This is a genomic window from Yaniella sp. (assembly GCF_030453185.1).
In the GTDB taxonomy this organism is placed as follows: domain Bacteria; phylum Actinomycetota; class Actinomycetes; order Actinomycetales; family Micrococcaceae; genus Yaniella.
The window spans coordinates 1-25,778 of record NZ_JAKDKW010000032.1; the positions used below are offsets into that span (position 1 = coordinate 1).

General features: G+C 54.7%; 26 protein-coding genes and 1 pseudogene. 15 read left to right on the forward strand and 12 right to left on the reverse strand.

The window, feature by feature from the left end:
• Window positions 1–224 (forward strand): annotated as a pseudogene (locus tag L0H14_RS06400) (hypothetical protein); the annotation flags it as partial.
• An 18-nt stretch (window positions 225–242) separates the two neighbouring features.
• Here the strand turns inward: L0H14_RS06400 and glsA are convergent.
• The 8 genes from glsA to L0H14_RS06440 form a co-directional block, all read right to left on the reverse strand.
• Window positions 243–2,204, reverse strand: a complete 1,962-nt coding sequence (gene glsA, locus L0H14_RS06405) for a glutaminase A (protein WP_301417890.1) — start codon at window positions 2,202–2,204, stop codon at window positions 243–245.
• Between the two features lie 36 nt (window positions 2,205–2,240).
• Window positions 2,241–3,203: an NAD(P)-dependent oxidoreductase gene (locus tag L0H14_RS06410; RefSeq protein WP_301417892.1), complete on the reverse strand. Its 963-nt coding sequence runs from the start codon at window positions 3,201–3,203 to the stop codon at window positions 2,241–2,243.
• Window positions 3,204–3,281: 78 nt separating this feature from the next.
• Window positions 3,282–3,806, reverse strand: coding sequence for a gamma carbonic anhydrase family protein (locus L0H14_RS06415; protein WP_301417894.1), 525 nt, complete (start codon window positions 3,804–3,806; stop codon window positions 3,282–3,284).
• Window positions 3,807–3,874: 68 nt separating this feature from the next.
• Window positions 3,875–4,744 (reverse strand): formyltetrahydrofolate deformylase, encoded by an 870-nt coding sequence (gene purU, locus L0H14_RS06420; RefSeq protein ID WP_301417896.1) that lies wholly within the window; start codon window positions 4,742–4,744, stop codon window positions 3,875–3,877.
• A 110-nt stretch (window positions 4,745–4,854) separates the two neighbouring features.
• Window positions 4,855–5,523, reverse strand: a complete 669-nt coding sequence (locus L0H14_RS06425; protein WP_301417897.1) for a mismatch-specific DNA-glycosylase — start codon at window positions 5,521–5,523, stop codon at window positions 4,855–4,857.
• A gap of 94 nt (window positions 5,524–5,617) precedes the next feature.
• Window positions 5,618–7,129 carry a catalase gene (locus L0H14_RS06430; RefSeq protein ID WP_301417899.1) on the reverse strand — a complete coding sequence of 504 codons (1,512 nt, stop codon included), beginning with the start codon at window positions 7,127–7,129 and terminating at the stop codon, window positions 5,618–5,620.
• Between the two features lie 54 nt (window positions 7,130–7,183).
• Window positions 7,184–7,654: a Fur family transcriptional regulator gene (locus L0H14_RS06435; RefSeq protein ID WP_301417901.1), complete on the reverse strand. Its 471-nt coding sequence runs from the start codon at window positions 7,652–7,654 to the stop codon at window positions 7,184–7,186.
• A gap of 67 nt (window positions 7,655–7,721) precedes the next feature.
• Entirely contained in the window at window positions 7,722–8,948 is a 1,227-nt protein-coding gene (locus L0H14_RS06440) for an NAD(P)-binding domain-containing protein (RefSeq protein WP_301417903.1), read from the reverse strand.
• A 125-nt stretch (window positions 8,949–9,073) separates the two neighbouring features.
• Here L0H14_RS06440 and glyA point away from each other — a divergent pair, with 125 nt between their 5' ends.
• The 13 genes from glyA (at window position 9,074) to L0H14_RS06505 (ending at window position 20,817) form a co-directional block, all read left to right on the forward strand.
• Entirely contained in the window at window positions 9,074–10,354 is a 1,281-nt protein-coding gene (gene glyA / locus L0H14_RS06445; protein WP_301417905.1) for a serine hydroxymethyltransferase, read from the forward strand.
• 188 nt (window positions 10,355–10,542) lie between these two features.
• Window positions 10,543–11,430 (forward strand): bifunctional methylenetetrahydrofolate dehydrogenase/methenyltetrahydrofolate cyclohydrolase, encoded by an 888-nt coding sequence (locus L0H14_RS06450; protein ID WP_301417907.1) that lies wholly within the window; start codon window positions 10,543–10,545, stop codon window positions 11,428–11,430.
• Between the two features lie 87 nt (window positions 11,431–11,517).
• Window positions 11,518–12,093 carry a hypothetical protein gene (locus L0H14_RS06455; RefSeq protein ID WP_367618011.1) on the forward strand — a complete coding sequence of 192 codons (576 nt, stop codon included), beginning with the start codon at window positions 11,518–11,520 and terminating at the stop codon, window positions 12,091–12,093.
• 8 nt (window positions 12,094–12,101) lie between these two features.
• Window positions 12,102–12,956 carry an exodeoxyribonuclease III gene (locus L0H14_RS06460; protein WP_301417911.1) on the forward strand — a complete coding sequence of 285 codons (855 nt, stop codon included), beginning with the start codon at window positions 12,102–12,104 and terminating at the stop codon, window positions 12,954–12,956.
• Between the two features lie 42 nt (window positions 12,957–12,998).
• Window positions 12,999–14,051: a tryptophan--tRNA ligase gene (gene trpS / locus L0H14_RS06465; RefSeq protein WP_301417946.1), complete on the forward strand. Its 1,053-nt coding sequence runs from the start codon at window positions 12,999–13,001 to the stop codon at window positions 14,049–14,051.
• Window positions 14,052–14,221: 170 nt separating this feature from the next.
• Complete coding sequence (locus tag L0H14_RS06470) at window positions 14,222–14,932, forward strand: ABC transporter ATP-binding protein (RefSeq protein WP_301417913.1); 711 nt, start codon at window positions 14,222–14,224, stop codon at window positions 14,930–14,932.
• Entirely contained in the window at window positions 14,929–16,230 is a 1,302-nt protein-coding gene (locus tag L0H14_RS06475) for an ABC transporter permease (protein WP_301417915.1), read from the forward strand. Before L0H14_RS06470 ends, L0H14_RS06475 begins: the two co-directional genes overlap by 4 nt.
• Before the next feature lie 50 nt (window positions 16,231–16,280).
• Window positions 16,281–16,841, forward strand: coding sequence for a hypothetical protein (locus L0H14_RS06480; RefSeq protein WP_301421525.1), 561 nt, complete (start codon window positions 16,281–16,283; stop codon window positions 16,839–16,841).
• 536 nt (window positions 16,842–17,377) lie between these two features.
• Window positions 17,378–17,857 (forward strand): hypothetical protein, encoded by a 480-nt coding sequence (locus tag L0H14_RS06485; protein ID WP_301417919.1) that lies wholly within the window; start codon window positions 17,378–17,380, stop codon window positions 17,855–17,857.
• A gap of 142 nt (window positions 17,858–17,999) precedes the next feature.
• Window positions 18,000–19,250 (forward strand): MFS transporter, encoded by a 1,251-nt coding sequence (locus L0H14_RS06490; RefSeq protein WP_301417921.1) that lies wholly within the window; start codon window positions 18,000–18,002, stop codon window positions 19,248–19,250.
• Window positions 19,251–19,284: 34 nt separating this feature from the next.
• Window positions 19,285–19,755 (forward strand): hypothetical protein, encoded by a 471-nt coding sequence (locus tag L0H14_RS06495; RefSeq protein WP_301421527.1) that lies wholly within the window; start codon window positions 19,285–19,287, stop codon window positions 19,753–19,755.
• 65 nt (window positions 19,756–19,820) lie between these two features.
• Window positions 19,821–20,366 carry an N-acetyltransferase gene (locus tag L0H14_RS06500; protein ID WP_301417925.1) on the forward strand — a complete coding sequence of 182 codons (546 nt, stop codon included), beginning with the start codon at window positions 19,821–19,823 and terminating at the stop codon, window positions 20,364–20,366.
• Between the two features lie 103 nt (window positions 20,367–20,469).
• A complete protein-coding gene (locus L0H14_RS06505; protein WP_301417927.1) occupies window positions 20,470–20,817 on the forward strand; it encodes a carboxymuconolactone decarboxylase family protein in 348 nt (115 codons plus the stop codon).
• A 78-nt stretch (window positions 20,818–20,895) separates the two neighbouring features.
• Here L0H14_RS06505 and L0H14_RS06510 read toward each other — a convergent pair whose 3' ends face one another.
• Genes L0H14_RS06510 through sdhC form a run of 4 tightly spaced genes read right to left on the reverse strand, consistent with a single transcriptional unit; the run spans window position 20,896 to window position 24,393 of the window.
• The gene (locus tag L0H14_RS06510; RefSeq protein ID WP_301417929.1) at window positions 20,896–21,660 is read right to left on the reverse strand and encodes a succinate dehydrogenase iron-sulfur subunit; all 765 of its coding nucleotides are present in this window, start codon (window positions 21,658–21,660) and stop codon (window positions 20,896–20,898) included.
• Window positions 21,660–23,447, reverse strand: coding sequence for a succinate dehydrogenase flavoprotein subunit (sdhA, locus tag L0H14_RS06515; protein ID WP_301417931.1), 1,788 nt, complete (start codon window positions 23,445–23,447; stop codon window positions 21,660–21,662). Before sdhA ends, L0H14_RS06510 begins: the two co-directional genes overlap by 1 nt.
• Window positions 23,448–23,486: 39 nt before the next feature.
• Complete coding sequence (locus tag L0H14_RS06520) at window positions 23,487–23,972, reverse strand: succinate dehydrogenase hydrophobic membrane anchor subunit (RefSeq protein ID WP_301417933.1); 486 nt, start codon at window positions 23,970–23,972, stop codon at window positions 23,487–23,489.
• Window positions 23,973–23,976: 4 nt separating this feature from the next.
• Window positions 23,977–24,393: a succinate dehydrogenase, cytochrome b556 subunit gene (gene sdhC / locus L0H14_RS06525; RefSeq protein WP_301417935.1), complete on the reverse strand. Its 417-nt coding sequence runs from the start codon at window positions 24,391–24,393 to the stop codon at window positions 23,977–23,979.
• 190 nt (window positions 24,394–24,583) lie between these two features.
• Between sdhC and L0H14_RS06530 the strand changes: the two genes are divergently transcribed.
• A complete protein-coding gene (locus tag L0H14_RS06530) occupies window positions 24,584–25,720 on the forward strand; it encodes a mannose-1-phosphate guanylyltransferase (RefSeq protein ID WP_301417937.1) in 1,137 nt (378 codons plus the stop codon).
• The last annotated feature ends 58 nt before the right edge of the window (window positions 25,721–25,778 follow it).

A 25,778-nucleotide genomic window follows, 5' to 3' on the forward strand; every position in this document is an offset into this window, starting at 1 on the left:
TCAAAGAAAACACCGGGTGGACACACCAAGCAACACCAGAACACCTTTCGGTGACCACACCCACCGGGCACAGGTATTCCAAAGACACCGGTCCAGTTCTTGAGGGCATCCCACCCGACAAACAGGAACCACCAGACGAAGAACCCCGACCCCAAGTCAGGGCCACCACAGACTGCTTTGCCAAGACCACGCAATCGACCCTGACCCTCCGCCTCGCCGCCTAGCCTCGGCCGTTGGATACGTTAGTCGTGCTGGTCAGGATCATATTCTTCACGCGCGCCGGCTTCACGTGACGACTGCTCCAGCACCGTGTAGGCTTCTCGGGCAATCGCCGTCCACAACCGGATAGCCAACTGCGGGTTCGATTTTTCGATGGCAGCAATCTTTCGTGCTGATAGGACCAACACCTCAACGTCGTCGACAGCACGAATGGTGGTCAGCTGTCGGCCCGTGTAGCTCAACGCAAATTCACCGAATGTCGTACCGGGGGAGAGGTAGACGTGACGATATCGTGTGTCACCGCGACCTTCAGCGGCCAACTCAACGCGACCTGACCGAACGAAATAAATCCCGCCGAAGGGTTGGCCGACGCGGCGAATGACCGTATTCGCGGTATAACTCCGCAGCTCCATGTAACCGGCCAGTACATCTACATCGTGATCATCGAGAAATTCGAAGACCGGAGCGGTATCAGGGTCACGAGGAGCATCATCGGTTTGCAGAATCTGACGGGCATAGCGCTGTGCTAAGCGCAGCTCTGCCCATTCGAGCGCAGCTGAGCGGTTATCGAACAGCCGGAACTCACCGGTAATTTCCTTTTCGATCGACTCTGCATCCCACGGAAGATCGATCTGGCCTGCAGATGCTGCCTTAGCCTTCTCACGAGGATCAGGCAGATACAGGTCATCACGAACGCTTAGATAATCCAGAATACTCTCGACCAGAGACTCGCCCCAGTCGATGAAAATAATATCTTTGCCGCTTTCCCGCCAGCTCGAAGTCAAGGAGGCCAACATCAAAATCGCTGCTCGACCGTAGTCATCGACGCCCTGAAAATCAATGATGACCATTGAGACGTCATCTTCCATCTCCACAATGGTACGGGCGAGAGTTTCGGTTTCGGCAAAGCCGAGGTCGCCCGAGACTTCTAGGATCTGACAGCGATCCCCAAACTGCGATGTAATGCGAGATAATTCAGTAGACCGAACGACACCCAGGGATGCATCGGCCAGGGAATAGTGTGCACGCAAAGTTGATCCACCAAGTGGTGCAGCATCTGCATAGTGCATGCCGAGGTCACGGGTGACACGACGGATTGCTGCGGCTCCGCGTATGGAGTTGCCGTGATCATCGAGCGGTGCCGAATAGACACCGATGCCAAGTTGACCCGGTACAACCACCATGATGCCACCGTCGACTCCAGATTTGGCAGGCAGGCCGATATCGATCATCCAGTTGCCGGCGGCGTCATACATGCCGCACGTCATCATGACCCCTAAGACCTGCCGAGTGGTTTCTTCACTGAACACTTCACGCCCAGTCACCGGGTTGACGCCCTTATTGGCCAGGGTCGCCGCCATCATAGAAAGATTCTCGGTAGTGACATCGGTAGAGCACTCTAAGAAGTAGTCCTGAACCACTGGTTCGGGATCCGAGTCGATGATCTCAAAGGAGCGCAGCAACCACGCTAACGCTCGATTACGGTGGCCACCAATGTTTTCCGCATGATAGACGGTGCGGTTGATCTCCAACTCCCCGGGCGAGCCCTCGGAAGCTAGCTCCATGTGTCGAGAAATACGACTGAGACGATCTGTGCCGCCCTTGCCCTTGATGAGCCCAACGGTGGCAATAGCCCCCGCATTAATCATCGGATTAGCAGGCCGACCGCTGCCTCGCTGCAGTGAGATTTCGTTGAAGGGGTCACCAGAAGGTTCAACATCGACCTTTTTGCCGACTTCTGTGGGACCGAGATCGTCGAGCGCTAGCCCGTACGCAAAGACCTTCGCGATTGATTGAATAGCAAATTTTTGGTCGGAATCGCCCGACGAATATTGATGGCCGTTGACGGTGGTAATCGTGATGCCCACTTTATTCACGTCTGGATTCGTAGCCACTTCGGTGACCGGATTGACCGTTCCGGACGTCATGGGCCGTAAATTTTCCAGCATTTCAGATAAGTACCGATGCAACGGTGAGATCATCATGGGCAAAACCTCATCTATGGTGTCCTGCGGGATTGGTTAGTAGCCGACCTGCACATCGACCAGACCTTCAAACTTATCAGGTGCAGTTCCCTTCGCTAAACGGTCGAGGTTTCGCACGATGCGCTCGTCGAGCAACTGAATTACCATAGGCGGAGTGTCAGCGGTGTGCGGGGTAACGATACAATTGGGCTCGTCCCACAGCGGGTGACCATCGGGCAGTGGTTCTGGGTCAGTCACGTCTAATCCAGCAGAACGAATTTTCCTGTTAGCCAAGGCTGCAACGAGCGCATCCGTATCTACCAGCGTCCCTCGGGCAATATTGACGAATACCGCTTGATCATTCATCAGTTCAAATTGCTCTGCACCGAACATTTGTGCTGTGTCTGGAGTGGCAGCAGCTGCTAGGACGACTACGTCAGCCTCAGGCAGGACGTCGTCTAACTGGTCGGCTGTGATCGTGCGATCAGCTCCCGGAAGCGGGTCAGGCCGACGTCGAACTACTGTGATTTCGGTGTTCCAGGTCGAGAATAACCGGACGAGCTCGGAGCCTATGCCACCGGCACCAACGATGAGTACCTTCGCGCCGTTCAACGTGGTGCCGTAGGACGAACCCCAACTGGTAGCGCGTATCCGCTCGGGTAAATGCCGGAGCAATGCGAGGGTCAAGGCTAGGGCATGTTCTGCAACCGGTGGCGCGAATGTGCCCTTTGCCGAGGTGAATGATACTTCTGGATACTGTCTTGCGACCGGAAGGAAAGATTCCACCCCGGCAAACGGCAGCTGCACCCAGGAAACCGCAGGATTTGCGGCCAGTGTCTGATCGATAATCGCCGAGTCCAACATCCGTACCACGATGATGGCTGTGGCTCCGCCATCATCAGGTTCGACAATGCGGAAACCGTTGGCTTCTGCAGCAGCCACGGTCCTTGCATGGGCGTTTTCGAACGGAGTGTTATCTCGATCGGTTTGTACCGGTAAAATCACGAGCTTTTGTGTCATAATCCTATGCTCACATGAATTGAATGAAATACAAGAGAACCCACTGATATTCACTGGGCAACGATGCTGAAGTGTCGGCTATTTCACATCTTCGGCGTCAAGATGTTCGGCTGCCAAGCGTACATAGATGTCCGCATTGCTGCGAAGACCGGCGACTTGTTCTTCATTGAGTTCGCGACGAACCTTTGCCGGTACACCCGCGACCAATGAGTTTGGTGGGATGTCCATGCCCTCTGGCACCATGGAATTCGCTGCGACCAGCGAGCCTGCACCAACTGTTGCACCGTTGAGTACGGTGGCATTCATGCCGATCAGTGCGCCGTCTCCGACGGTCGCGCCGTGTACGACGGCTGCGTGCCCCACCGAAACGTCCTCACCGATCGTGCACGGAAACCCCTCATCAGCGTGCAAGACAACGTTATCCTGCAGATTCGAACGAGCACCAACTGCGATCGGTGCTGAGTCGCCGCGAGCAGACACTCCGTAGAAGGCGGAGGAGTGTTCGCCCATGGTGACGTCGCCGGTGATTGCAGCTGTTTCTGCGAGGAAAACGGTTTGATCAAGCTGGGGTGTTTTGCCCAGCACAGTTTTAATAATTGCCATACGGTCACCATAAATCTCCCAATTCACGGTGTCACTACCTGGCAACCCATGGTGACGTCACAAGGGGATTAATCGAAAATGACCGTTCGATCGCCGTCCATGAGTACGCGATGCTCGGTGTGCCACTGCACCGCTTGTACCAGGGTGGCGCCTTCTACCGCACGGCCGCGTTGCACAAAGTCCTGCGCGGTAAGTGCGTGATTGACACGTTGTACACGCTGCTCGATGATCGGGCCTTCATCGAGGTCGGCTGTCACATAGTGTGCGGTGGCGCCAATGAGTTTCACACCGCGGTCGTGGGCTTGATGATACGGGCGAGCACCCTTGAACGAAGGCAAGAATGAGTGGTGAATGTTGATGGCTTTCCCATCAAGCTTTCGAGTGAGATCATCGGAGAGGATCTGCATGTAACGCGCTAGGACGACCAGCTCGATATCAAATTCGTCAACCAATTCCATCAGACGTTTTTCGGCGTCGGCCTTATTATCGGTGCCGTCTTTGTACTTGATCAAAGGGATATGCACGAATGGAACGTCGTAGAAGTAGGCCATCGGTTGCAGATCGAGGTGGTTTGAAACGATCACCGGTACTTCCACAGGGAGTGTGCCGGAGCGTTGCTGGAACAACAGCTCATTCATGGTGCGACCATCTTTCGACACCATGATCAGGGTCCGGGTCTTAGCAGCCGCATCGTAGACGCGCGCGTCCATGTCGAATTGCTCAACGACATCGGCGATGGCTTCTTCGGTTTTTGCAACGGTTGAATCAGTTGCAAACTGTACGCGCATGAAAAAGGTGCCACTGTTGTGGGAGTCGAACTGCTGGGATTCGGAGATGTCTGCGCCAACGTTGAGCAGCGCCCCGGTGATCGCGTGGACAATGCCAGGCTGATTCTTGCAGGACAAAGTGACAATGAGACTGTTCGTGCCGGTGACCATATGGGAAGCTTTCCTTCATTCGTAAGACTATCCGTCGCTATAGTATCGTGAAATCCCAGACTTACCAGTATAAAAATACAATGCGGCGCTGCCTGAGCAAGTGCTTTCGCCTACGCTTTCTTGGAGACAGCCCAAACTGTGCGCCATTTTGCGGCATGAGTTGCGACATTTTCGTGTGCGTTAAGTCCGCTGGGATTGGGCAACACCCAGAGCTGAACCGTTTTGGGCCAGTCTTCGAGGTCGTCTATGGTTTGGCGTCCCAGGGTGGCACGAGGTACTGAGAATGCGGTCCGGAAGGCTGTGACGCCGAGGATTGCCACGACGTCCGGGCGTATAACGTCAACCCGTTGGGCCAGACGTTGAGCCCCTGCGCGGAGTTCGGCTGTTCTGAGTTCGTCAGCTCGTGCTGTCGGTCGTGACACGAGGTTCGTGATACCGAGTCCCAGTTCGGCAAGCATGCGCTCGTCGGCCTGCGATAGACCGCTTGCGGCATCCACGACATGGTGAGTGATATCAGCGGTTGCAAGCGATTTCCAGAACCGGTTACCAGGCCGGGCAAATGGTGCATTGACGGCTGCGGTCCACGGACTGGGGTTGATGCCCACCGCCAAAACGCGAACTGTGCCGGCAGATTGCTCATCGGTGGGATACGGTAAGACATCCTCTCTGCCGTGAGTACTTTCCAATGCCTCGGCCAGATCTGTTTTCGTCGGGCGACGGGTACCGAGCGGGGAAGTACTACGCCAGGGTTTCCAATGGGCGTTAAGTACAGGATTCATGTCTTCTAGAGTAATCGGAACAAAAAATTCCGGTTCCCTCTGCATGAGAGAACCGGAATCTTTTGCTAGCTAATCAAAGCGTAGAACAGCGAATTTATCGCTGATTATCTAGTGGGTCACCGCCGGGTTGCTGATCACCTGTAACAGCACCTTGACGAACGTTTTCCTCGATGCGTTGACCGATCGTTTCGTCGACGTTTTTCCAGTACTGGATAGCGTTGGAAAGTACCGGTTCGATGACGGTTTCCAGGGCACCGGAAACGGTCTCTACCAGACCATCGCGTTCTTCCTGGCTGAAGACTTCATTGACCAGGATGTTTGGCTGGATGAAGTCGCTGTCGTCTTCACGCAGGGTGTATGCCTGACGGACCAGGTCACCATCGGATTCCCAGGACACATCGACTGCACCTTCTTCGTCGGACCACGAGTCACCAAAGGAGTTTGGTACGTATGGACGACGAGCGCCGGTGTGTTCGAACCACATGCTGCCCTCGAAGTTGTATGAATGAACTTCGTTGATCGGGCGGTTGACCGGCAGCTGCTGGAAGTTGGTACCGATACGGTAACGCTGAGCATCTGCGTAGGCGAAGTTACGACCAAGCAACATCTTGTCCGGGGACATACCGACGCCGGGAACCATGTTGCCCGGTGAGAAGGCAGCCTGCTCGATTTCAGCAAAGTGGTTGGCTGGGTTGCGGTTCAGCTCCATGGTGCCCACCTTGATGCGTGGGTAGTCCTTCTTCGACCAGATCTTGGTCAGATCGAATGGGCTGTACCGGTAGGTCTTGGCATCTTCGTATGGCATGATCTGCACCCACAGATCCCATGACGGGTTGTCGCCACGAGCAATTGCTTCGTAGAGATCACGGCGGTGGTATTCGGCGTCTGTACCGGCCAGTGCTTCAGCTTCTTCATTCGACAGGTGCTCCATGCCCTGGTTGGTGAGGAAGTGGTACTTGACCCAGAAACGCTCGCCCTCGGCATTGGCCCACATGTAGGTGTGTGAGCCGTAGCCGTTCATGTTGCGCCAGGTTTTTGGCAGACCGCGTGGGCCCATCAGGTACGTGACCTGGTGTGCGGTCTCTGGGTTCTGTGACCAGAAGTCCCACTGCATGGTGTTATCGCGCAGACCATTTTCTGGCAGACGCTTCTGGGAGCGAATGAAGTGTGGGAACTTCATTGGGTCGCGCACGAAGAAGATCGGGGTGTTGTTGCAAACCAGGTCGAAGTTACCTTCGGAGGTGTAGAACTTCAGTGAGAAACCGCGAACGTCGCGCCAGGTGTCTGGTGAGCCAAGCTCGCCGGCCACGGTGGAGAAGCGTGCAAGCATTTCGGTTTCTACACCAGGCTGGAACATTGCAGCCTTGGTGTATTTGGATACGTCTTCGGTGACCGTAAAGGTACCGAACGCGCCCGAGCCCTTGGCGTGCGGACGGCGCTCTGGCACATTCATGCGGTTGAAGTGCTGCAGGGTCTCAACCAGGTGGTGATCGTGCAGGACGATCGGACCGTCTGGTCCAACGGTTAGCGAGTTGCGGTCGCTTACCGCTGGGATACCGGCCTGTGTGGTTGACCCGGTAGCGTGAGGAGTTTTCTTCTCAGCCATACTCAGTCTCCTTGAAATTGGGGTGAGGGGTGATTGTGCGGACAAATCTACAGTTTAGGCTGACACACCAGAATCGGAAGTGATGGCGGCGTCAACGTTTTCTAAACATTGAGTGCATATTCCGTGGTAGACGACATCAGCGACGTCGATTACTATTCCGTGCGTGTTAGCTGGTGTCATGCACGGTGCACTTCCGTGCTGGCAGGGCACATCTTCAATGTGCCCGCATCGCCGACAGTGCACATGATGGTGATTGTCGGGCCGTTCAATTTCGAATCGGGCCGCGGAGGACCCAAATTCGAGTTTTCTGACCAAGCCGACATCCACCAGCGATTGGACCACTGTGTAGATTGATTGGATGGTGATCGTAGGTAAGGTCAGGCGAACCTGGTTCAACAGTTCATCAGCGGTAACGTGTGGGAAACTCTCAAGAGATTCCAGTGTCGCTACGCGTTGACGGGTAGACCGCAAACCGGTTGCCCGGATACGCGACGGCCAATCATTGATCTGGCCAGTATTGGTCACCTAAACCTCCTTTGTCGATCCACTGTTCATTATGCCACTTTTATGAGTAATTCAAAACTACGGCAAGCTATTCGGTGAATCGGAGAGCAGCGACGGCTGCACGGCGGCCTGCGCGGGTCGCGCCTATTGTCGAGGCAGACGCACCGTAGCCAACCAAAAAGATCCCCGGTGCGGCCGACACGGTCACGCCGTCTTTCTCGACTTGTACGCCACCGCGTTCACTGCGCAGTCCCAACGGCCCCAGGTGATCCAGGCTGTGACGAAAGCCTGTGCCCCACAGAATGGCATCGATCGGGGTGACCCACTGGTGGTCAATATCTGTGCCGTGGCCAGGCAGGATTTCGGTATTGCGGTGCAGTTCCAAGACTGCCGGATCAGCGTCACGTAGGAGATCATCGACGACTGGACCTTGCGAGTTTACCGTGGCCCCATCGGGTCCGGGACCATTGATGACGACTTCGTGTTCGCGGAACGAATCAATAAATCCACGGAACACCAGGGTGCCGCTATTAATGTAGCGCAAGCTGTGTTTATCCAATGCCAGCCCGGTATTGGAGACCACTGAGCGAGGCGCATACCCTGCGGTCACTTGCGTCGTCACGCGCTGTTCGACTTTGCGACCCCAGCCAGGATCAAAGAGCTCGGCATTCCAGCGGGGCAACGATCGTGATACCCAGATGGTGTGGTCCGTGACTTTCTCCAACATCATCAGAAACTGCGTGGCGGAGGCTCCGCCACCGACCACCAGGACGCGTTGGTCTGCGAAATCCTCAACATCGCGGAACGTTTTGGTATGCCACTGTGCCCCCGAGAAATTTTCAAGCCCCGGATAGTGGGGGATATGTGGGGTTTCCCAGGTGCCGGTGGCATTGATGAGAGCGTTGGCCGTGAAGTCGCCGGCTTCGGTTGCCAGATAGTACAGACCATCCTGGAGCCGAGTCACCGCCTTAACCTTTGCGGGACGGATCACACCTAGTTCGAGGTGGTCTTCGTAGGCACCGTAATATTCGGAGACGACTTCAGAGGCGGGTCGCCACGTATCTGGGTTTTCCAGCGGAAAGTTGGGCAAATCATGCACCCCGTGGGCCCGACCCAGGGTGAGGGACTGCCAACGGTGTCGCCATGCACCGCCGGGACCAGTATTACCATCCAACACTGCGAAATCACGGCCGGGAACCAGACCGCGGCGGTGCAATGTTCCGGCCGCTGATAAACCTGCCTGGCCGGCCCCAATAATGATGATGTTGAAGTGCTGTACGGTCCCAAATTTGTGTTTGGCATCGGCGGGTGTCATACAGTTCAGCGTAGTTGAGGCGGCACCCAAATGCTCAGCTCAGTGACAAGTGCACTTCGCAGTATGCTCAGAGCATTAGGATAATGAACGTCGTTGCATAATTTTTTCTTTGGACCAGGAGAGCGATGTCTGAACAGTCGAATGTCAATAATGCCCCGTTGGCTGAAATTGACCCGGAAATTGCCGAAGTATTGGGACTCGAGCTCGGCCGCCAACGCGGCAGCTTAGAAATGATTGCCTCGGAAAACTTCGTTCCTCGAGCCATCTTGGAAACCCAGGGGTCGGTACTGACCAATAAATACGCTGAAGGGTATCCGGGCCGCCGTTACTACGGAGGCTGTGAACATGTCGACGTCGCTGAAAACCTCGCCATCGAACGCGCGAAGTCACTCTTCGGTGCTGAATACGCTAACATGCAGCCACACGCCGGAGCCCAGGCCAATGTCGCCGTCATGGAAGCGCTGATGGAACACGGTGACACCCTGATGGGACTGTCGCTGGACCACGGTGGACACCTCACCCACGGTATGCCGCTGAACTTCTCTGGTCGTCGTCACAAGATTGTGGCTTACGAAGTGGACCGCGAGACCTTCCGCATCGATATGGACAAGGTCCGTGAACAAGCACTGGCCGAACGCCCAAATGTTATTGTTGCAGGCTGGTCTGCCTATCCGCGCCAGTTAGACTTTGAAGCGTTTGCTTCGATCGCTCAAGAAGTTGGTGCCAAACTGTGGGTTGATATGGCACACTTCGCCGGTTTGGTTGCAGCAGGACTGCACCCGAACCCGGTGCCCCACGCCGATGTCGTCTCGTCAACAGTTCACAAAACGCTATCGGGTCCCCGGTCCGGGTTCATCTTGGCCAAACAGGAGTACGGCAAGAAGATCAATTCGCGTGTATTCCCTGGTCAGCAGGGTGGCCCACTCATGCACGCCATTGCCGGGAAAGCCGTGGCGTTCAAGATCGCCGCTTCTGAAGAGTTCAAACGTCGTCAGGAACGCACCCTGGAGGGGGCGCAGATCCTGGCGGAACGTCTGATGGCCTCCGATGTTGCCGAACACGGTATCAGCGTGCTGTCCGGTGGTACCGATGTTCACTTAGTGCTGGTCGATCTCCGGAACTCTGAGTTGGACGGCAAACAGGGTGAAAACATCCTCGACGAGGTAGGCATTACCGTAAACCGCAACTCGGTGCCATGGGATCCACGCCCACCGATGACGACTTCTGGTCTGCGTATCGGTACCCCGGCGCTGGCTACCCGTGGTTTCGGCTCCGCGGAATTCACAGAAGTCTCAGACATCATCGCTCAGGCGTTGAAGCCCAGCCCAGATGTCGAAGCATTACGCGCTCGCACTGAGAAGCTTGCCGATGATTTCCCGCTGTATGAAGGGCTTGAAGGCTGGTAAGTCGTCGGCCGACGTAACTCGAGCACGGGCCTGCTTCCTCCACCGGGGGAGCAGGCCCGTTTTTTGTTGTGTCGTAGTTAAGGTGCAAACGGTGACAGTCTGCGGGTTGGTCATTACACTGAGTGCAGAGCCCGGACGTGGGCGAAGGATGTAAGTCGATACCGATAGACAAAGGACGTCTCCACCAGATGACTGCGCTAAAACTTGACGGCCGCGCTACTGCGGCCCACATAAAAGAAGACCTCACAAAACGTGTCTCGAAGCTCAAGGAACAGGGTGTGACTCCCGGTCTTGGCACCGTGCTGGTTGGAACTGATCCAGGATCGCAATCGTATGTCGGTGCCAAAATCCGAGATATGGAAGAAATCGGCATCACTTCTCTGCACCGCGAACTGCCAGAATCCGCCACCCAGGACGAAATTCTGGAAGTCATCGACGAACTCAACAACAACCCAGAATGCACCGGCTACATCGTGCAGCTGCCACTTCCGGACCACGTAGACACCGATAAGGTTTTGGAAGCCATCGACCCGGCAAAAGATGCCGATGGTCTGCACCCGCTCAACCTGGGCCGACTCGTGGCCTCAGCAGGTGGTGAAGTCACCTGGCCGCTACCGTGCACCCCGAAGGGCTGTCTCACACTATTGCGGCACTACGACCTTGAAACCAAGGGCAAAACCGTGCTGGTCATCGGTCGTGGCATCACGATTGGTCGCCCCGCAACCCTGTTATTTACCCGTCGTGACGTAAACTCGACTGTGATTGCCGCCCACACCGGTACCAGCAACATGGAAGAACTGATCAGGCAGGCTGACATTATTATTGCGGCGGCCGGTAACCCCGGGATGGTCACCAAAGATATGGTCAAAGAAGGTGTCGTCATTCTCGACGTCGGTGTCTCGCGCCAAACCACAGACGAAGGCAAAACCCGTATTGTTGGGGATGTGGCCAAAGACGTCGCCGATGTTGCCTCTGCCATGTCACCAAACCCTGGTGGCGTCGGACCAATGACCCGTGTGGAGCTGGTGGCAAACGTCGTAGAAATCGCGGAACATAACGCTGCAAGTAAACAGTAGCAGCAGCTACGTAACGTCATACGTTCAGTCCCTCGGCCGGTTGATATTGCGGTCGGGGGACTGCCGTGTTAGCGCTGCGGATAATGTTTGTCACCGATTGGGAACCTGACACCCGGATACGGGATACTAGAAGATATGCAGTCCATCGAATCTTCATCTCATCGCCGCGGTCTTCGACTGACGAACGTCGTTTTACTCGTGGTAGTTATTGCCTTTATTGTGGCCGTGATCTTTGCGGCCAACCAGAACGACGTCGTCGGTTGGATGGTCGTAGCCATCGCCGGTGGCTGGTTGATCCTTTCTACTGTCTCGTTGATTATGGTGGCTCGAGGTGCTCGTGCCGTACATAAAACAGCACAAAACTTCGGCTCCAACTTGGCCGCAGCCTCTGCCGGGGGGACTGTGGTCGATGCATCGGATCCCATGCGTGACACAAAAGTGGACCACTCCCTGAAAATTGTGGAAGTACAAAAGCGCGTCATCTCTGAAGAACTTGCCAAAGGTGCAGATCAGGCCGATATTGAGATGATTGAGCGTGCCCTCGATACCATCGAGATGACCGCTGCCAATGCTCGAGACATGATCAACCCGGACCGTCACAACAAATCCAAACCGGATTCTGATAACGGTCAAAGTACCATTTCTGGCGACATCATCAACTAGAAAGAATTATGCATACCAACGCTGCTGATCCAAAGGCTGAAAATACACTTCGCGTAGCGACCGTCAACGTCAACGGGATTCGCGCCGCTCACCGACGCGATATGGCGTCGTGGTTTGCGAACCGCGATATCGACATCATCACATTGCAGGAAGTGCGTGCCCCAGAAGATATCCTGCATAAAATGCTCACCGAAATTGTCGGTGATGAGTGGGAACACGTGTACATCCACAGTGATGAGGCTCAAGAAAAAGGACGCGCCGGAGTAGCAATCGCCTCCCGCTTCAAACCCCTCGAAACGCGCACCGGCCTAGCTGAAGGCCTCAATGACTCAGGACGTTGGGTCGAAGCTGACTTCAACACGCCAGATGGTTCGCAGATCACCGTCGCCAGTGTGTATGTGCACTCCGGCGAAGTTGATACGCCACGCCAGGACGACAAATACGAATTTCTGGAAGCCATGGTTGATTACTTACCGAAGATGAAAGCCAGCCAAAACCTTTCGGTCATCACCGGTGACCTCAACGTTGGTCATACTGAACTGGACATCAAAAATTGGAAGGGCAACGTGAAAAATTCCGGATTCTTGCCGGAAGAACGAGCTTACTTCGACAAGTTCTTTTCTCCTGAGCAGCTCAACTGGGTCGATGTTGGTCGACGAATAGCAGGAGAAGTTCCCGGGCCCTACACCTGGTGGTCCTACCGTGGGAAAGCCTTTGATAACGATGCCGGCTGGCGCATCGACTATCAGGTGGCCACACCGCAACTGGCTGAAAAAGTTACGAAAGCCGTTGTGGACCGTGCGCCGTCATACGATGCCCGTTTCTCAGACCACTCACCACTTGTGGTCGACTACCAGTTCTAGAAAGGCCTGTTCGTGTCTACCAGCCAACCAACACCGGCCGATATCCTGGCCACTGACCTATCAAAAACAGCACATCTGACGTCAGCAGCTGCGCACCCACGCGTTCTGTCGGGTATGCAGCCATCGGCAGATTCGTTGCATCTGGGGAACTACCTTGGTGCGCTGGTCAACTGGGTAAAAGTCCAAGAAGACTTTGAGGCGTTTTACTTCATTCCCGATCTGCACGCCATCACCGTGCAGCAGGATCCAGCAGATCTGATCAAGCGGACTCGAGTGGCGGCAGCACAATACATTGCTGCTGGCATTGATCCAGAACGTTCGACCTTGTTTGTTCAGTCCCATATTCCGGAACACACACAATTGACCTGGATTCTTACGTGTCTGACCGGCATGGGTGAAGCCTCACGTATGACCCAGTTCAAAGATAAGTCGGCACGGGAAGGCAATGACGCGACCGGTGTTGGGCTGTTTACTTACCCCATGCTGATGGCAGCAGACATTTTGCTGTATCAGCCACACGGTGTACCGGTTGGAGACGATCAGCGCCAACACATCGAACTGACCCGAACCCTGGCCCAACGATTCAACCACCACTACGGTGAGACCTTCGTCGTGCCGGTGGGCTTTTACCCAGAAACCGGCGCTCGGATCTACGACCTCCAAGATCCGACAGCAAAGATGTCGAAATCTGCGCTCTCACCAAACGGGCTGATCAATATCCTGGACGAGCCCAAGGTCACCGCCAAGCGAATCAAGTCAGCTGTAACGGACGCCGGAACAGAGATCACTTACGACCGTGAAAACAAGCCGGGTGTTTCGAACCTGCTCGATATCTACGCTTCCGTCACCGACCAGAGTGTAGATCAGCTGGTCGAAGCCTACGAAGGCAAGATGTATGGCCATCTCAAAGTCGACTTAGCCGAAGTCGTAACCCAACGGTTGGAACCGATTCGTACCCGGGCTCTGGAACTGCTGGACGACCCGGCAGAACTAGACCGTATCCTGGCCATTGGGGCAGAGAAAGCTCGCAGCGTCGCCGCGCCAGTGTTGGACGAAGTGTATAAGAAGACTGGTTTCCTTCCACCCGGACGATAAAACCTCGACTCGACCGCTCCGCCTGGCTGACGTTTCAGCCAGGCGGAGTCGTTTAACGGCTATTCTCACCCCAACGGCCTAGTCGAATTTCAGTCTTGGAGTGGAAGTATTCAAACTGCAGGTTTGGCAGACTCATAAGTAGCTGATAAAACTGCGATTTAAGGACAGCCATGACTGTTTCACCCACCCAAAGTCCACCACTACTAGAAACTGAAAACCTTGCCCGGGTATTCGGCGCCGGCATGAACCAAGTTACAGCGCTCAAAGGGCTTACCTTTGAGATTCAGCAAGGCGAATCGGTGGCGATCATTGGGAAGTCGGGGTCTGGAAAATCCACGCTCATGCATCTTCTCGCGCTGCTCGACCAACCGAGTTCCGGTGTTGTTGCGATGCGCGGCAACGTTGTGTCGGACCTTACCCCGAAGGAAATCGCTAAGGTTCGGAACACGACTTTCGGCTTTGTCTTTCAGCAGTTCTATCTGAACTCGCAAGAAACCGTGCTCGAAAACGTTACCCTGCCGCTGAAGATCGCTAAAGTACCGAAAGCCGAACGGAACCGTCGCGGTATCGAGGTCCTAGAGCAGCTTGATATGGGCGACAAAATCAAGGCAAAAGCGACCAACCTCTCCGGGGGGCAACAGCAAAGGGTTTCGATCGGGCGCGCGTTGATCAATTCCCCAGAAATCCTTTTCGCTGATGAACCGACCGGCAACTTGGACTCAGAAACCTCAGCAGTCGTTGAGGATCTTCTCTTTGGTCTCAACGCCGAAGGGCAAACCCTGATTGTCGTAACCCACGACGAAGACCTCGCAATAAAATGCGATCGTCAGATTCGCATTCAAGACGGTCTGATTATTGAAGACAAGGTGGCTAACCGATGAGACTGCTTGATATATTTCGCACGGCCCTAGCTAACACCCTTCGGACCAAGCTTCGCACGTTCCTCACCGTAACCGCCGTTGTGATCGGTGCCTTTACCTTGACCCTGACCTCAGGGATCGGCGCAGGAATCAATAGATACATTGATACTCAGGTCGATGCAATGGGGGATAGCAATCAGGTATATGTGATGCCAGCCCAAACCACGGATGCGTCCCTGGGTTTTGCTGCCAATGAGCCAGAAGAATATGATCCTGATGCCGAAAATTCCATGTCCGAATTTGGCATGCCTGCCCTTGATGAAGCAGATGTCGAGGACATTGAAAGCCTCGACAACGTCGAGCTCGTTGATCCTATGGTCTTTATCAGCGCCGAGTACCTGGAAACTGAGGACGGTACCCAATACGCGCTTTCGTCAACCGGTCTCCCTTTCGAACTCTCGATGGTTGAGTATGCCGCAGGTGGTGCACCATCAACTGCCGACGATGTTTATGAAATGGTCATTCCGACGACATGGCTGGGTGCTTTAGACATTGATGATGTTGAAAATGCAGATCAAGCCATCGGCCAGACCGTCGTCGTGGGCGCTCAGGATTTAGAAGGTAATACGGATACGGTTGAAGCAGAAATCGTTGGGGTTGCAGAAGAAACCATTACTGGCACCGGAACCCAACCCATACCATCGCATGGCTTGAATCAAGAAATTGCGGAAATAAATAATACAGCTGGTGATACCACCCTTGCCTCCACCTATATGCAAGCGGTTGTCACGGTGGAAAACCTCGCTGATAACGAGCAACAGATCAAAGATGATCTAGCCGAGGTCGATATGGTTGGACAAACGGTTGAAGACCAGATGGGAATGATCAGCGGAATCATCGATGCCGTCACGTGGGTCTTCAACGGTTTCGCACTAATCGCGCTGTTGGCAGCCAGCTTCGGTATCGTCAACACACTGCTAATCTCCGTTCAAGAACGCACCCGCCAAATCGGTCTGTACAAAGCATTGGGCATGACCAACGGGAAAGTCTTCACGCTCTTTTCCACCGAAGCCATCGTGATCGGTCTGTTGGGATCGATTATCGGCATCGGACTGGGCGCAGGAGTCGGGGTGTTGGGCAATTCCCTGCTGATCAATGGACCTCTCGACTCCGTTCCGGGCCTATCGTTGTTTGCTATTGAACCACTGGCATTGTTGATTATCGCTGCCGTGATCATCTTGATCGCATTCTTGGCGGGCACCTTGCCTGCACGACGAGCAGCAACTAAAGATCCCATCGAAGCATTACGCCACGACTAGTGTTTCTATGAGGATTAGGAACACTTCACAAGATGAATGAGGAAGATGAAATGCCTGAAGCATCAGAGAATAAATACGGCACAACACCATATTCTGCAACACAGCGATCAAACCTAGGCGAAGAACCGCGTTCTTCAAAGCTGACGAAATCGCTAATCTGGCCACTGTTGGCCTTGAATGTGATTATCACAGTCCTCGGGCTCATACATTTACAGACCGTGGATACCACGGAGTACTACAACGAGGTCCTACCACCGGACCAAGCCCAAGGGCTAACACCAGAAATGGTGGACACCATGCACACCTGGACAATCATTTCGTTCATTGGTTTCGGAGCACTGTCGGTGATCTTATTCCTCATCGTGGGCCTGGGGCTTCGTGCAACAAAAACCTGGGCACGTTTCATGGGTATAGTTTTCGCGGTCTTGTTTATCCTGTCAGAAGGCTTAAGCCTACTGTTCACAGTCAACTACGGCGAGCTACAGACACTTGAGCTCTTTAATGCAGTGCTGAGCTGGGTCGCAGTACTTTTGACGATCTGGTGGATTGTTCAAGCTATGAACAAACAAACAGCGCAATGGTTCGGCTTCCATCGTCGTCTGCAACATTAACATCACAATTCGTCGGGTGTTATGCCGAAGACCATGAAAACGTGGCTTAAGCCTGATACGTTAGGCCGGTAAGTTGAATAAACAACATGTAGCTACCGACAGTGTTGAGCGCGCCAAAGTTGACTGTCTTTGATCAGACGGTGCCAACCAAGAGTCAGTGCGATGCAGCAGAAACACATCTTGAATAATTTGGAGTATAGGATATGACGAATAATCCTTATGACGGGCAACCACCGATGGGTGGCGGCCCAGGGGCACCCACCGGCCCTTAAGGCCAACCGTATGGTTCCACACCCGGTGGATCGAACCCAAGTAATGGGAAATCACCTCTCGGGAGAGTCCTCTCGGCTGACTCGGACCTGCCAGCATCGGTACGTCAGGTACAGCTGGCTACTCTGGTCTCCGCTGTCGCTGCTATCGTTCTGGGGATCATCTCAGCAATTACCAATAGCGTAGTCCTCTCATCGGAATTCCAGGCGGCAGGTTTTGAATCCAGCCTTGTTACTGGTGGAACCGTCTTTGGCACTATTATCGGTGTGGTCCTCACAGCCGGGCTCTACGTACTGGTGCTCATCCCATTGCTGGGTGGCAAAAATTGGGGACGCATCCTCGGAATTGTCTTTGCCATCCTCGGCGGGTTGAGTGGTCTGTTCGGTCTTTTCACCTCGCTCGGGCTGTTTAGCCTTAGCGCCGCGATGGGCATCATATCGGTCCTCAGCAACCTCGTATATGTTGGAACTGCGATTTGGTTCCTCATATTTGTGTTCCGCCCTGAGGTAACTGCGTGGTACTCTCCGGCACCCTACACTGGATATCAGCAAAGCTGGGGCCCAGGTGGACAACCAGGCTCTTACGGCTACGGTGGCCAAACACCACCACCGCCCGGACAACACCCCGGTCACGAAGGCTACGGCCAGAATCCTCAAGCACCTGGCAACCCCTATGGTGGTCCATCCGGACCTGGACAGGGCCCAGGTGGTCAAGGACCACAACAAGGCCCACCTCCAGCCAACTAACAACATTTAAAGATCTTCAGAGTCTTACTCATAGTTTGTAGCAGCCGGTCAGCATATCTGACCGGCTGCTACGTTTAAGTACCAAGCAGTGCGCTCAGGGTCGTGTCACAGCCCGCGTAAGAAACAGGTAGGAACGTCAATAATGGATCGTACGTCGGCGCTCCCTGACGACCGCTCACCATCATCCGACGCCAGAGCTTTTCTCCTCGTCGCCGCTGCCGTACTCCTCATCGCGCTGAATCTCCGAATCCCTACTACCGCTCTGGGACCGTTGTTACCGGAAATTCGGGCAGACCTTGACAGTGGCGAGACGTTCCTTTCGCTGCTGACAACTATCCCTCTGGCACTGACATTGGTGGTGGCACCGTTCGTCCCTCAGTTGGCCACCCGATTCGGGATGAACCGCATAATAGGTTGGGCACTCGTGGGCATTGTCGGCGGAACGCTCATTCGCTCCATTCCAACTACGGTGACATTGCTGGCAGGAACCTTAATCTTAGGGATTGCGATAGCGATCGGTACCGTCCTGGGTCCGGCAGCAATCGCGTCGCAGCGGGCTCAACGGCGCGGACCACTCACCGGTGTCTACACCATGGCCCTGAGTCTTGGACCCGCTATGGCTCTGGGACTAACCATCCCAATGATGCGGATCACAGGATTCGACTGGCGGCAGACGCTAGCGCTGTGGTCCGCTGTCGGGATTGTAGCTCTAGCTCTTTGGGCTGGTTATACACGTTCCCTGAATTCGACCACGACTGCGGCGTTGTCTAGCGGTCTCAGTGTGGCACCTGTAGCGGGGGAGAAGACTGGGCTTCGTGGCGCAATAACTGATCCACGTGTTTGGGCACTGGCATTCTATCTGGGCGTTACATCATTAACGTTTTACACGGTTTCCGCTTGGCTACCTACGACCTTCATCATGGATGGAGTGTCTGCTGGGGCAGCAGGTGGTTACACGTCGCTTGTCAATATTGTGTCGCTACCGTTTGCCTTTTTGGTGCCCGTAGCGCTGCGCAAAGGTTGGGGCCCTGTGCTGGCACCATTGGCTCCGTTGCCGGCCGTAGTGGGTATAACGGTCTATTTGACGGCCGGTTCAACGAGTGCGCTGTGGGTCGCGCTGCTGCTTGGATTAGCCCAGGGTATGTGTTTGGGGGTCTCCTATGATCAGATCGTCCAATATGCTAGATCTCCTGAACATGCGTCAACGGTGTCAGCGCTGACTTCGACCGTTGGCGTTGCGATAGGCTCGATTGGTCCGCTGTTCTACGGATTCGGTTTGGAATCTACCGGAGCTTATATTTTGCCGATGACTGGTCTGGCGCTGCTGATTTTGATACAGGCGACTACCGGGTTGCGGACGTCACGGTTCAGCCGTCCGGCAGGAGAACAGTGAACGAGCACGGCCCCATAAAGAAAGTGAACTGAGCGTGCAAGAGTTGCCAGATCAAAAACCTCAGAATGTAAAGCGTTTTACCTTAGCATTTGTAATCGTTGCGCTGGTCATGGTTGGAGGCCAGGTAATCAACTTGGTGATTACCTTTTTGCCCGCTGCCGCCGATGCGGTCATCCAAGTGAATGGTGAATCGAGTGTGACCGTCGCTTCGCTGCGGAACGCGTATATTTCCTCGGTGATCTTTTTTGGGCTGATATACGGGGTTGTCCTGTTAGGGGTCCACAAGTCGAAAAACTGGGCTCGCTGGGCCACAGTGTTATTGGCCGTGCTCGCGGCGGCTGGTGGATTCAATGGCTTGGCCCGAATACTTACATCAGGTTCGTTTGATGTGGTCGCATTGGCGCTGAGCCTGGCCCAATTGGTAGCGTCCTGCTGGCTACTGTCCCTTGCCTTTCGACGAGACCTCACTGCATGGTTCAAACATCAGCCTGTACCTGAAAAATAGCTTGTCTGGCATGAGTATCCTTCAATGCAGCAATATCGCAACATTGCAGATTAGAATAGGGGACTATGAGCGTTTCCATTCGCATTGCTAAAGATACTGATGTTCATGAGCTCGTGCCGCTGGCAGCACGGACATTTCCACTGGCGTGCCCGCCAGAGATGGACAATACCGCGATCGAGAATTTCGTGCATCATGAGCTCAACGCTGAGGTCTTCGCTGAATGGATTGCAAACGACCAGGTCTATGTACTCGTCGCAACTGACGGTGCGATGCTAGTCGGCTATACCGTGTGCATCAACGACACACTTCCTGTGGACGCCGACATTGACCGTGAGCTGCCCACTGAGGGTGCCGTGATGATGTCCAAATTTTATGTGCACCCAGACTTCCACGGGGCAGGGGTTTCGAAGAATATGATGGCTCATTTGATGGAGCACTACATCACTTCGGAACGACACTGGATGTGGTTGGGGACCAATCAGGCCAACGCTCGGGCCATTACGTTTTATGAGCGTAACGGATTTCAACAAGTTGGCACTCGTACCTTTGACGTGGGTGGCACGCAGGCCAAAGATGTTGTGCTGGCCCGTAGATTGCCGTCAGTGGAGTAAGCGTCGCCAGAAAGCTGCGCGAGGATACTCTCTCGTCAAATCACGCTACAAAAATTAGCCTGGAGGAACCACCATGGTGGTGGGTTCCGATGAAAGGACAAATATGCAGCATTATGATTCTCACGACGCGAAGTACGGCCGCAATATTCGCAAGGGCGCTCCGGACGATTTTGCCACGTTCGCTGAATGGGACAAATCGGTCTTTTCAGAAGAAGGCCATGAACTGTCAAAGAAGACCCGCGAACTGATTGCCATCGGGGTGGCGGCCACCACGCAATGTCCACACTGTATCGAAGCGCATTCCCGGGCGGCCCAGAAGGCTGGCGCCACTGAAGCCGAATTGTCAGAGGCTGTTATGGTCGCCGCCGCTATCCGTGCCGGGGGCGCTATGACGCACGGCTGGATGGCGATGAAATTCTATGAGGATGAAGCGTCCAAAGACGACTCTTAAAAACTGTTGGTTAACGCAAGAGCTGGGAACGGATAAGATTCCGTTCCCAGCTCTTGGGGTTTCTAGCACTACAACAGCTTAGATGTTGCGAGCAAGAATGGCTTGCTTGACCTCTGCGATGGCCTTAGTGACCTGGATGCCACGTGGGCATGCATCGGTGCAGTTGAAGGTGGTACGGCAGCGCCATACGCCTTCTTTATCGTTGAGGACCTCAAGACGCATGTCGCCACCCTCATCCCGGTCATCAAAGATGAAACGGTGGGCGTTGACGATGGCTGCAGGGCCGAAGTACTGGCCGTCGGTCCAGAAGACTGGACAGGATGAAGTACACGCGGCACACAGGATGCACTTGGTGGTGTCATCGAATGCTTCGCGAGCTTCGGCGGACTGCAGACGTTCGCGGGTTGGTTCCTTGGACTCATCGGCGATGAGGAACGGCATGATTTCACGGTAGGACTGGAAGAATGGTTCCATATCCACGATCATGTCTTTCTCAACAGGAAGGCCTTTGATGGCTTCCACGGTGATTGGCTTGGAAGTGTCAAGGTCCTTAAGGAGGACCTTGCACGCCAGACGGTTAACGCCGTTGATGCGCATGGCGTCTGATCCGCAAATGCCGTGAGCACAGGAACGGCGGAAGGTTAGTGAACCATCCAGTTCCCATTTGATCTTGTGCAGCGCATCAAGCACACGGTCGGTGCCGTGCATTTCAACGGTCCAGCTCTCCCAGTAGCCTTCCTCGTGGAATTCTGGCTGGTAGCGGCGAACTTGCACGGTGACAGTGAACGAGTCGACCGCACCTGCGTTGTCGGTGGTTGATGTTGGTTCGAAAGTAGTGGTCATTAGTACTTACGCTCCATTGGTTCGTAGCGGGTCATGACAACGTCTTTGGTATCAAAGCGGATGCCTTTGACACCCTCAGTTTCGGCGTTCTCGTCGCGGTAAAGCATCGAGTGGACCATCCACTTATCGTCGTCACGATCTGGGAAGTCTTCACGGAAGTGGCCTCCGCGAGACTCAGGACGGTGCAGTGCTGCAACTGACATGGCTTCGGCAATGTCGAGCAGGTAGCCCAATTCTAGACCTTCAAGCAGGTCGAGGTTGTAGCGTTTGCCCTTGTCTTGGACTGCAACGTTTTTGTAGCGTTCGCGCAGTTCGTAGATCTTGTCGATAGCGCGACGGATTGTTTGTTCGGAACGGAACACCTGCATATCGGCATCCATGACTTCCTGGAGTTCGGCACGCAATGCGCCAACTTTTTCGGTTCCCTCAGCAGAGCGTAGCGATTCAATCTGGTTCTCTAGGAACGCTTCGCCGTTTTCTGGTAGGTCAACGAAGTCAGCGTCTTTGGCGTATTCGGCGGCATAAATACCGGCACGACGGCCAAAGACGTTGATATCGAGCAGTGAGTTGGTACCCAGACGGTTTGCACCGTGGACGGATACACAGGCTACCTCGCCAGCAGCGAAGAGTCCTGGGATGCGGGTCTCGTTATCCTGCAGCACATTTGCTTCGATATCGGTTGGGATACCGCCCATCACATAGTGACAGGTTGGGAAGACCGGAACCGGTTCGGTGTATGGCTCGACACCCAGGTAGGTACGTGCGAACTCGGTGATATCCGGCAACTTGGCGTCAATGTGTTCAGGTTCTAGGTGGGTGAGGTCCAACAGGACGTAGTCCTTATTTGGCCCCGCACCGCGGCCTTCTCGCACTTCGTTGGCCATGGAGCGAGCGACAATGTCACGCGGTGCCAAGTCTTTAATCGTTGGCGCGTAGCGTTCCATGAACCGCTCACCGTCGGCGTTTCGGAGGATACCGCCTTCACCACGGGCCGCTTCGGAAAGCAGAATGCCCAATCCTGCAAGCCCGGTTGGGTGGAACTGAATGAATTCCATGTCTTCCAGCGGGATACCGTGACGGTAGGCGATAGCCATGCCGTCACCGGTCAGGGTGTGGGCGTTGGAGGTGGTCTTGAAGACCTTACCCGCACCGCCGGTTGCGAAGACAACCGATTTGGCCTGGAAGATGTGAATCTCACCGGTGGCCAGCTCTAACGCGACGACACCTGCGACGCGCTTTTGCTTATAGGGGGTGCCATCTGCACGGGTAGCGTCCTCGTCGACCATGAGCATGTCGAGCACATAGAACTCGTTGTAGAACTCGACGTTGTGCTTGACACAGTTTTGGTAAAGGGTCTGCAGAATCATGTGACCGGTGCGGTCGGCTGCGTAGCAGGCGCGACGAACCGGGGCTTTACCGTGGTCGCGGGTGTGACCACCGAAGCGACGCTGGTCAATCTTGCCTTCGGGCGTACGGTTGAACGGCAGGCCCATTTTTTCCAGGTCCAGTACTGCGTCGATGGCTTCTTTTGCCATGACCTCAGCGGCGTCCTGGTCCACGATGTAGTCGCCACCCTTGACGGTGTCGAAGGTGTGCCATTCCCAGTTGTCTTCTTCAACGTTTGCCAGGGCGGCACACATGCCACCCTGGGCAGCGCCAGTGTGTGATCGCGTTGGGTACAGTTTGGTCAGCACCGCAGTTCGTGCGCGCTGGCCAGACTCGATGGCTGCGCGCATGCCAGCGCCACCAGCGCCAACAATCACGACGTCGTACTTATGTACTTGCATCAGATGAAGTCTTCTTTCTGTCTTGTTGGCTTCAAGTGCTTATTGGTTGAAGCAGAAGCTTGGCGAGTTGTCCATCAAATTGCCAGCGGCATCAGTCATGCACGGTTCGAAGGTGAAGATCACCAGGGTACCGAGCACGATAATGGCAACGCTTGCCAAGTAGAGGGCAACTTTGAAGCCAACGCGGGTGCGGTCTTTGCTGGTGTAGTCATCAATGATTGTGCCGACGCCAATGGTGCCGTGAATCATTGCGAGCCAGAGCATGGTGAGATCCCAGATCTGCCATAGCGGAGATGCCCACTTGCCTGCGACCAGACCGAAGTTCAAGCCATGCACGCCATCGCCAACCATCAGGTTGGAGAATAAGTGCACGAAAATCAGGACCAACAGGATTGGTCCAGAAATGCGCATGAAGAGCCATTTGAACATTTCGCGGTTCGACGAGGAACTCGCGGACTGACGTAGATATTTCGGATCGATGTCGCCACTACGTGGGGCAGCGATATTTAGCTGTTGAGCTGACATGCGCTTAACCTCCCAGAACCAGCATCATGTGGCGTACGAAGAATGCGCCGAACACGACGACCCAGAGAATCATGACTGCCCACAGCATCTGTTTGTGATACTTGGTGCCCTTTTTCCAGAAATCGACCAGTACGATGCGGATGCCGTTAAACGCGTGATAAATCACCGCGGCGACGAGTCCTGATTCACCCAGCGCCATGTACCAGTTTTTGTACGTACCGATGACGGCGTCGTAGGCTTCGGGCGAAACGCGGACCAGTGCGGTATCTAACACGTGGACCAATAAGAATAAGAAAATCACCACTCCGGTGATGCGGTGGCCAACCCAGGACCACATACCTTCTTTTCCGCGATAAAGCGTCCCTCTGCCAGATTTTTTCTCGGCAGGAGGAGACTGCTGCGCGGTTGTCGCAGTAGACACTATGAAACCTCCAAAAGTACGCGGTGTGGCGCCTAGACCCTATTTTTAGTCTTTCGTTCAGCGCCGGTGCGAGATGCGTCCTTAGCTCTAGGCTAATACTAACCGGTGAACAATTCTTGATTACGACATTTTAGCCGGTGCTGCGGGTAACTTGAGCTAGTTGTCAGAGTTCTGCAATACAGTAGTTCGGGTGAACCAACAGCAGTTTTCATCATCTCATATTCCGGGGCTTGACCGTTTCTGGGCTGTTATACCGGCCGGCGGCGTCGGAACTCGACTGTGGCCATTATCGCGTGCCGCTGCGCCAAAGTTTCTCCACGACCTCACAGGGTCTGGCCAGACCCTGATCCGGGCCACCTATGATCGACTGCATCCGTTGGCCGGAAACAACATCATGGTGGTAACCGGACAAGCCCACCGTGATGCCGTATGTGATCAATTGTCAGGTGTTGCCGAGGAAAATTTTATCCTCGAACCCGAACCAAAAGACTCGGCCGCTGCTATTGGGGTCGCCGCCGCTGTGCTGTTCGAACAAGATCCCGAGGCCATCATGGGGTCCTTCGCCGCTGATCAGGTGATTGGACCCGACGATGTGTTTCGTACTGCCGTTGCCGAAGCCATCGCTACAGCGGTGACCAATAAGATTGTGACAATCGGTATTAAGCCGACCTATCCGTCAACGGGATTCGGCTACATCCAGAAGGGTGAAAAGCTCGAGATTGAAGCTGCGCCCTCGGCGTTTAAGGTCGATAAGTTCGTTGAGAAACCCCAGGCCGACGTCGCTCAACGGTATGTTGATTCTGGTCAGCACTTCTGGAACGCCGGGATGTTTGTTGCCCCGGTGCGATTATTGCTGCAGCACCTTCAATCAAACGAACCTGAACTGTTCGAAGGTGTGACCGCGATTGCTCGAGCCCGAGTCGCCGGGGACGTCACCGAGCCTATGGCTGAGATATGGCCGACGCTGCCGAAGACCTCGATTGACTACGCGGTGGCAGAGCCCGCAGCAGAAGCCGGCGATGTAGCCGTGATTCCAGGCGACTTTCTTTGGGACGACGTCGGTGACTTCGCGGCCATCGCCCGGTTGAATCCCGCCGCGGACGAATCCGGGGTGACCGTGATTGGGGAAACCCCGCGCGTGTACGCAGACGATGCCAACGGCGTTGTGGTGACGGATACTTCACGCGTGATCGCGCTCATTGGTGTCGAGAATATTGTGGTGGTCGATACCGGTGACGCCCTTTTGGTGACGACCACCGAGCACGCCCAATCGGTAAAGCAAGCTGTGGAGTCTATCAAAGCTCACGGGGACGATGATGTGCTGTGACCGACAAACCACAAAACCTTGCGCTGTCTGAGCAGTACCCGGTCCGGGATGATCCAGG